This is a genomic window from Nostoc sp. FACHB-888 (genome assembly GCF_014696655.1).
Taxonomy (GTDB): domain Bacteria; phylum Cyanobacteriota; class Cyanobacteriia; order Cyanobacteriales; family Nostocaceae; genus Nostoc.
Genome location: NZ_JACJQM010000177.1, coordinates 1 through 8,578, shown reverse-complemented (window position 1 = coordinate 8,578; position 8,578 = coordinate 1). Strand labels below are relative to the sequence as shown.

The 8,578-nt window shown below is 43.6% G+C and carries 8 protein-coding genes; 5 read left to right on the top strand and 3 right to left on the bottom strand.

Features of this window, described 5'->3' with window-relative positions; all coding sequences use genetic code 11:
• Positions 1–116: 116 nt before the first annotated feature.
• Positions 117–2,867 carry an HAD-IC family P-type ATPase gene (locus H6G26_RS35470; RefSeq protein WP_190735956.1) on the bottom strand — a complete coding sequence of 917 codons (2,751 nt, stop codon included), beginning with the start codon at positions 2,865–2,867 and terminating at the stop codon, positions 117–119.
• A gap of 90 nt (positions 2,868–2,957) precedes the next feature.
• Positions 2,958–3,500 carry a hypothetical protein gene (locus H6G26_RS35465; RefSeq protein ID WP_190735954.1) on the bottom strand — a complete coding sequence of 181 codons (543 nt, stop codon included), beginning with the start codon at positions 3,498–3,500 and terminating at the stop codon, positions 2,958–2,960.
• Between the two features lie 292 nt (positions 3,501–3,792).
• On the opposite strand from H6G26_RS35465, the gene H6G26_RS35460 reads away from it, so the two are divergent.
• Both H6G26_RS35460 and H6G26_RS35455 read left to right on the top strand, forming a co-directional pair.
• Positions 3,793–4,056 carry a universal stress protein gene (locus H6G26_RS35460; protein WP_190735952.1) on the top strand — a complete coding sequence of 88 codons (264 nt, stop codon included), beginning with the start codon at positions 3,793–3,795 and terminating at the stop codon, positions 4,054–4,056.
• Between the two features lie 857 nt (positions 4,057–4,913).
• On the top strand, positions 4,914–5,399 hold the full coding sequence (locus tag H6G26_RS35455; RefSeq protein ID WP_190735950.1) for an SRPBCC domain-containing protein: 486 nt from the start codon (positions 4,914–4,916) through the stop codon (positions 5,397–5,399).
• Positions 5,400–5,443: 44 nt separating this feature from the next.
• Here H6G26_RS35455 and H6G26_RS35450 read toward each other — a convergent pair whose 3' ends face one another.
• Entirely contained in the window at positions 5,444–5,830 is a 387-nt protein-coding gene (locus tag H6G26_RS35450) for a hypothetical protein (protein ID WP_190735948.1), read from the bottom strand.
• A gap of 140 nt (positions 5,831–5,970) precedes the next feature.
• On the opposite strand from H6G26_RS35450, the gene rppA reads away from it, so the two are divergent.
• From rppA to H6G26_RS35435, 3 genes are all read left to right on the top strand, one after another.
• A complete protein-coding gene (gene rppA, locus H6G26_RS35445; RefSeq protein WP_190735946.1) occupies positions 5,971–6,651 on the top strand; it encodes a two-component system response regulator RppA in 681 nt (226 codons plus the stop codon).
• A gap of 95 nt (positions 6,652–6,746) precedes the next feature.
• A complete protein-coding gene (locus tag H6G26_RS35440) occupies positions 6,747–8,027 on the top strand; it encodes an ATP-binding protein (protein ID WP_190735944.1) in 1,281 nt (426 codons plus the stop codon).
• 89 nt (positions 8,028–8,116) lie between these two features.
• Positions 8,117–8,578 (top strand): TrkA family potassium uptake protein (locus H6G26_RS35435; RefSeq protein WP_190735942.1); only part of this gene is annotated, 462 nt, incomplete at its 3' end.

Here is an 8,578-nt window from a genome sequence, read left to right as displayed (position 1 = left end):
CTTACTTGTTCTGGCGTTAAAAAGTTTTTGGCTGGGGGCGGCATCGTTGCTTTGAAATGGCTTCATTTTCTTATTATGCAACTTAAGTGCCGATTAGCTTACCCTCGGCTGAACCTTTAGTTGAGCGGATCGAAACGCTGCAAGATGAAAGCTATAAACACCACTGGCAATCCTACACCTATACAAATGAGAGCTTGGATAAATGTTAAAGGTGTAGTGTCAAACACTTGATTCATCATGCTCCACTGACTGAACAGACATTGTAAAATCACCACAACCACAATTCCGATCGCAGGTGCATAGGCTACAGGTGTGCGTTTACCTTGGATTCTAACGACTAGAGATGGTAAAAACTGGCTAATGCTTAACAGGTAAAAGACTTCTGCCGCCACCAGCCCATTAATTGCCATCGTTCGCGCCAATGGCTCATTGCCTGTAGTTTGAAGTACCCATTGAAACACCCCAAAAATTACCAGCCAATTGAAGACGGAAATCGCGATGATGCGCTGGAGTAACCCACCCGATAAAAGTCTTTCTCTGGGGTTGCGGGGTGGTTGTTGCATCACCTGTCCAGATTTTGGCTCAAAGGCGAGGGGGGCAATCAACGCTACGGAACTGACCATGTTGAGCCAGAGAATTTGGATTGGTAAGATGGGAAGCACGGTTCCTAGGAGAATGGCAATCAAAATCGTCATGGATTCGCCAACGTTGATCGGCAGCAAGAAGGCGATCGCTTTTCGCAAGTTGCGGTAAACACCACGCCCTTCTTCCACAGCAGCTTCTATTGAGGCGAAGTTATCGTCAGTTAGAAGCATATCCGCCGATTCTTTGGCAACCTCTGCTCCGGCTATGCCCATCGCAACACCAATATCTGCCTGTTTGAGAGCGGGAGCATCATTGACACCATCTCCAGTCATGGCAACAATTTCACCCCTCAACTGCAACGCTTTCACCAAATGCAATTTTTGTTCTGGGGCAACTCGCGCAAATACCATACCTTGTTCAGCGGCTTGGGCAAATTCTCTTTCATCCATTTGAGCTAATTGCTGTCCGGTGAAAACTTGTGCTTCAGTCGAGCAAATTCCCATTTGACGGGCGATCGCAGCTGCTGTTAGTGCGTGGTCGCCTGTAATCATTTTCACCTGAATCCCAGCAGATTGACAGGCGTTGACTGCGGCGATTGCTTCCTCACGGGGCGGATCAATTATGCCTTGAAGTCCCAGAAACATTAGTCCTTGATCGATATCATTGCGATCTAAGGATCGCTTAGTGGCAACTTCTTTAGTGGCGAATGCCAATACTCGTAACCCTTGGTTTGCCATACCAGCAACTTCTTGTTGCACTGCGGCAGGATTGAGACGAGCGAGTTGTCCTTGAGCATCGAACATGCGATCGCATCGTTGGATAATTGCCTCTATAGAACCTTTGAGATAAATCACATTCAGCCCTCGTTTTGCATCTAATTCATGCATTGTCGCCATGTATTGGAATTGAGATTCAAAGGGAATGGTGTCTATTCTGGGTAATTCTTGCTCTAGATTGGCTTGCGTCAATCCCGCTTTATTGGCAGCCGTAATCAATGCTCCCTCAGTTGGGGTTCCTACTAAGTTCCACTGTCCGTCTCCCCATTCGATGTGAGAATCATTGCACAGCAATCCTGCTTCCAGGGATTCCCAAAGAGCAATATGTCCATCTGCATTGAAATCAACAGGTTGTTGATTGATAAGAATTTCACCGTCTGGGGCATAACCAATACCGCTAACGGTGTAATGTTGTCCACCTGCATAAATCTTTTGAACCGTCATCTGATTCTCAGTTAACGTCCCAGTTTTGTCAGAGCAAATAACAGTGGTACTTCCTAATGTTTCCACAGCAGGTAGCTTGCGAATAATCGCCTTACGTCGTGCCATCCGGGAAACTCCGATCGCCAAAGTGACGGTAACAATCGCAGGCAATCCTTCTGGAATCGCGCTGACTACCAGAGCCACACTCGCTTTGAAAACATCAATCCAAGATTCGCCTTGTCCTAATCCAACTGCAAATGTTAGGGCAGCCAAACCTAGAATGACATACAACAAGCTTTTGCTAAACTTATCAATATTTCGCGTTAGCGGTGTTTTCAGATTTGTGCTGCTTTCAATTAACTGCGAGATGCGACCAGTTTCTGTGGCATCTGCGATCGCTACTACAATCCCTTCTGCCTGTCCAAAACTAACGAAACTTCCTGCATACACCATATTGCTTCGTTCGGCTAATGGTGTTTCGACAGCCAGTGATGCCGTTGCTTTCTCAACCGGAACGGATTCGCCTGTTAAGGCAGACTCGTCAACTTGCAACCCACGCACACTTAATAACCGCAGATCGGCGGGTACTTTATCCCCAGATGCCAGCAATACCAAATCACCCAGAACAAGTTCAGTCGAAGCCAGACGGGTTTTTTGACCATCGCGAATCAAAGTTGCTTCGGTAGTGACAGCTTTGGATAAAGCAGCGATCGCGCCTTCTGCTTTAGATTCTTGAATGTAGCCAATGATGACGTTAATTAGGGTGACACCAAAAATTACTCCCGCATCTAGCCAATCTCGCAGCAGCAGCGTCACCACTCCCGCCGTCAGCAGAATATATAGGAGTGGTTGATTAAATTGCTCTAAAAATCGTAGCCAAGAACTTTTTCCACTTTTACCAGTCAATTGATTTGCACCCATCTGCTGGTGTCGTTTGGTAGCTTCTTCATGGGTCAAACCTGCTTCGGGATGGCTGGCTAATGTTTGCACAACCTTTTGTTCACCCAGAGTATGCCATTCATAGTTGAGTAAATCTTTTGTTGTCTGGGCAAAAGTATTTGTAGCGATTGTATCTGCTGTCATCTCAGTCTCCAAAAAATAATTAGTAATTAACAGATTTAATCTGGATTTCTCTGTTTGAATCTGTATCTTTCTTTTTTGAAATTGGTGTTATTACGGGAATGTTTTGCTAAGTTCATAAATATGCCATTCCCGTACACCCCAATAACTGAGAATCGATTCCGCTTGCCAGATTTCATCTGCTGTTCCCTCTACCTTCACTAAAAATTCTTCTTGACAGATGCTTGCCTCACAGAGTCTGGCTTGCCTTTCGGGAGCAAACCAACCTTGAAATGCACCATAAACACTGCCGAAAATCGCACTCACTCCACCCGCCAGCAGTGTACCCACCACAGATTCAACCGCTAATGCTGGACCAAAACCGGGAATAATTAATACGCCAAGTCCGGCTGTTAGTGCCAGGAAGCCCCCGGTTGTTCCTCCTGTAATTGCGCCTGCTTTAGCACCTTCGATAGGAGTTATGGGATGTTTATCTGTTTTATTTTCCTCGTGCAACTTTTTGTCTTCAGAGTCTAAAGTGAATATAGAAATTTTCTGCATGGGAAAGTCAATCGCTCTGAGTTCATCAAGCACCTGTGTTGCAGCATGATGGGTAGAAATGATGCCGATTGCATTTTTAACGGGACTGAAATTCATCACAACATCTCCTATAAAAATCAGTAAGTTTAAAACGAAGCTTTATTAATCTCCAAATAGTAAAAAACTATAGTTTTCTAGTGTGACCATGAACCGTATTAGGTCGGATATTCGTTTTAAGTGTCAGTTGAGTTAGTTTGGTTTCTCTGCTTCTTTCCCAGGATTACTGATGAATGTGAACGAAAAGTGAATAAATCGTTTATCCTACCTAATTTCACTTTTAAATCACATTTGTCCCTCAAGCTAAAAGACAATATTTCTGGAATGAAGTAATTGATTATTGGAGTTGGAGATGAGCTTTAAGAAGATTTTGGTGGCGGTCGATGATTCATCGGCTACTGCAACAGTGTTTGCAAAAGTGCTAGAGTTAGCCCAAAGAGATGCTGCTCAGTTAATGATTTGTCACAGCATTGAGCTAGCAACTTCTAGTCAACTCACTGTAAATTTAGTAGACCTGGAAGGGGTAAAAGTAGCCAAGGCGCATTTTGCCGCCATGCGTCGTCTGAAAATCATATTTAGACTATGTTTCAGAAAAAAAAAATTGACTTCCATCTAAAAATTAGGATTTGGCAGACCAGATCCACTACTTTTATTCGTACCATTTGAACCCCTCTAATTTTTAGAACCTGAAACCCTTGTGGCTACGTGACAAAACGCTGTACCAAATAACTTAGACTTTTACCTGACTTTTCACGGTATCTGGAAAATCTCTCTCCTCTTAGGAGAGAGACTTTGAATTTTCCCCCTTCCTGCGTCGGGAAGGGGGTTAAGGGGTTAGGTGTTTCGTGGCTTTTCCACATAACGTGAAAAGTCAGAGACTTTTACTGGTACAGCCAAAATAAGCTTTTTCTCCGTTTTTTGGTGACAAGAGCGATTTTATTTCTGTAACTCTTTCACAGCAAGCTTTTCAAGCGTCGCGTGGCGGTAAAATGTGTCTTCGCTATTTTTACCCCTGGAAATAGAAATATAACAAGCACAAAGTTTACTCCAGTTCTACTATCTGCAAGCGAAAACACAGAGCATTATGGCAGAATCTAGTTATCAAACAGGAGATCTAACATCTGTGATTTAGCCCGGAGTTGGGGAGCAGATTTGATTGTGCTTGGTCGGTAGTTTCTTCATAACTGTCTAGCAACCGCCAGATTTTTCTGTTCAAACGCGAGTTTTTTACAAATAGTATTCATCATGTTTTACAAGAAAAAATCTAGTTTACTCGTAGTTCACCAAAGAAGCTTTGTAGAATTTATTTTATGGTAGGAAAATTCAGTTCTTTTCTTACCATAATTCCCCTGCTTTATCTACCTGCCTTCACCCGAAATTTTTTGGTTGGTCGATTACTAGTAATAGAATACATGGAGTTGTTTTTAGCAGGAATAACCGTTTTAATTCTGGTTTTTATATCAACTCATACCCATGAAAATCTACACTGAAATTGAAATTCAGGCATCTGATAAGCAAGTCTGGAACTTACTTACTGATTTTGCCAGTTTTCCACATTGGAATCTGTTTATTCGTCAAGTTAGTGGTTTGCTGAGTGAAGGGGCACAGCTAACCGTTCACTTTCAGCCTCCGGGTAGAGATATTATGATCTTTCGACCTACGGTGATTACGGTAGAACCTAATCGCAAACTGCGCTGGTTATGGCACTTTTTCATACCAGGGTTATTTGACGTTGAACATAGCTTTATCATTGAACCGCTAGCAAGCGATGTCTACGACGGGCTACGCCTACGCGTTCGCTTCATTCAGCAAGAATCTTTCCAGGGTTTACTAGTACCTCTGCTAGCTCGTCGATTAAATATTGACGTTCGCCAAGGGTTTGAAGCCATGAATCAAACATTGAAAACCAAGGCAGAACGCATTGAAAATAAAAATCAGGAGGTCAGAAAGTTTATATGATCAGCTTTTTTCAACTATAGTAATAGCCTGGAATCGGATCGATGTTATTCCACAATCTCATAGCGCACTAACTTTCTAACATCCTCACGGGGTAGACCTAGTTCTTGGGCAATTGTCGCTTCTATTTGGCTGAATTCTATTGTTGGAAGTTCTAATTCCAATCGCTTCAAGATGGGATCTGCTGTTTCCACTTCTACCTGGGTAATTTTTTTACTTCGGTTGACGGCGGCGTTAATGAGCAACACATTGACTGATACCCGTGCTTCAAGCTGAGTATCTGACTGAAGTTTTTTCTCGGTGGAGTAGGGTCGCCTTAACTCTTGAGCAGCGATGAAACTACAGCCAAGCCAAAACACAACCGCTACCAGTGGTAGAGGCAACCAAAACTCTAATCCCAGCCCTTGCAGCCAACGTTTACTAATACGCCACACACTACACCTGCTTCTGATTTTGCTAGGTCACACTTCATGTATATCCTAATGGGGTAGACAATCCTCTGAAATCTTACTGATGAAAGACGTTGAGATTGCTTCAATAGATTATTCTAAACAAGCACAAGTGTATAAAGGTGATGAAAATCTTACTGGTAGAGGATGATCCCAAGCAATTAATGCCGCTGCAAATGGTTCTCTCTCAGGCTGGACACAGCGTCGATGGTGTCAAGGATGGTGAAACCGCCCAATGGCTTTTGGCCCAAAAAGAATATGACCTGCTGATTTTGGATTGGATGTTACCTCAGATTAGTGGAGTGAGTTTGTGTCAACAGTATCGGGCGGCGGGAAAAACAGCTCCCGTATTAATGATTACGGCAAAAGATACCACACCTGATAAAGTCATAGGATTAGATGCCGGAGCTGATGATTACCTCGTTAAACCGATTGATATCGTGGAGTTCATGGCACGGGTGCGGGCATTGAGGAGGCGATCACCCCTCTGGCAAGGAGACACTCTCTGCTTGGCAGACCTCGAACTTCATCTCGATAGACTAATTTTGGAGCGACAAGGGGTGATTGTATCCCTTTCCAGCCAAGAATTTCAGTTGCTAGAGTACTTCATGCGTCATCCTAAGCAAGTCCTGACTCGTAACCAGATTGAGCAAGCTGTATGGGAATGGGGTAGTGAGCCAGAAAGCAATTCAATCACCGTTCTAGTTCGTAAACTTCGCCAACGTTTGCAAACATTAGCAGCAGCCCATTGGATTGAAACTGTTTACGGTATGGGCTATCGCCTCAACCCTCCAGAACCATCTTGAGATTTAATTTCAGAGTCTACAATCAAGTAGAATGCTAATCCGATTTAATTACATTTTGACTTCTGACTTCTGACTTTTGAATTCTTCTTCTATTTGTGTTTAACCGCAGTCGTCGTAATTTAGCTCGTTGGTTTACCCTTTCAATGGGGTGCATTCTGATTCTCTTTGCTGGAGTCATTTACAATCTTGAGGTAAAAGACAAGCTCAAAGCATTAGATCAACTGCTTTATAAAAGAGCAGAGCTAATGGCAGCCAGTTCACAGTATCGGCTGGATCAGGGACAAAAAAAAGTCGATCTGAGCAATATACCGCTATTAGGTAGTGGTTCTCACCCTGCTGATATTGAACTAGTTTATATTCGCTGGTATGAACCGAATGGCAAAATCAATCGTTTTTTTGGTACTCCACCTCCACAAAAGTTAGAAATAACATCTGAGTTTCTCACGATTAAGTCCGTTGACCAGTTTACAGGTGAGACGCTTTGGCTACGTCAAGTTACACTACCTGTTCAAGGAGGAAATTCGGTTATCGGTTATCTGCAAGTTGCTATCCCACTGACGGAAACTCAAAACGAGCTTCGAGAATTTCAGTTAATATTAACCCTTGCTGTACCTGTAGCACTGGGGTTAATTGGACTTACAGGTTGGGTACTCAGTGGTATAGCTATGCAGCCTGTTCAGCTAGCTTATAATCAACTGCAACGCTTCACATCAGATGCTTCTCATGAGTTGCGATCGCCCCTCTCTGCGATTTTAACCAATGCTCAAGTTGGGTTACTAATGGCAGCAGACCATCCCCAAATCCATCCCTCAATGGAGAACATCATCGATAGCGCCAAGTTGATGAGTACCTTGGTCAATAACCTACTGCTGTTGGCTCGGCATCAAGGAAAATTAACTCCCGAATCTCTCAAAAAGGTTAGTCTTAATAGCTTGCTAGAGAATTTAGCTATTTATTACAATACTGTTGCTGCAAAAGCGTCGATCAAGTTGATCAGCCATTTACCAGAACAACGCATTGAGTTGTGGGCTGACCCCGATTTGTTGCGGTTAGCTGTTGAAAACTTGATCAATAACGCCTGTAATTACACTCCATCTGGTGGAACTGTCTGGTTACGCTTAGAACCTCACCCAGATCGAGCAGTAATTCAGGTCATCGATACTGGAATTGGAATTCCAGAGGCAGATTTACCTTACATTTTTGATCGCTTTTACCGAGTTGGTACAGAACGTGCCAGAGAAAGCGGCGGATTTGGGTTAGGATTAGCGATCACTCAACAAATTGTCCAGGCTCACGGTGGTCATATTTATGTGATGAGCAATGAGGGTAAAGGCTCGACGTTCCAGATAAAATTACCGTTATTGAGCCATTCCTAAATCAGCTTTAACACCTGTCAAACTACACCTTCACTGCATTTGTTAGCCTGTAAAGTGAAGTAGGAAGTCTTTAAGCATCAGGAGCAACCATGTACGTACTGATTGGTGGAGCAGGCTTAGTAGGGCTTTCTTTAGCTCAAAAATTGGTGGAACTAGGGCATACTGTTGCCGTCATTGACATTGACCCTATCGCTTGCCGCTATGCCCGCGAACAAGTAGGCGCGATGGCTTTTGAAGGCAGTGCTGTGAGTACAGAAGTATTGTTAGAAGCTGGGATTCGCAAAGCCGGCTCCTTGGCAGCTGTTCTGAGAAGTGATGCCTTAAACTTGGCAATGGTGACTCTTGCTAAACACTACGGTGTCACCCATATTTTAAGTCGGATGCGCCACCCCGATTTTGCTGAACCACTGCGGATAGCTGGAGCCAATCATATCATCAGTACTGTTGAATTATCAGTTTCAACAATGGTGAATGCCATTGAGTATCCGCAAGTGGAATCAATGATGCATTTTGAGCAAGGACAGATTGAGGTTCTGAAACTTGCCATCCCA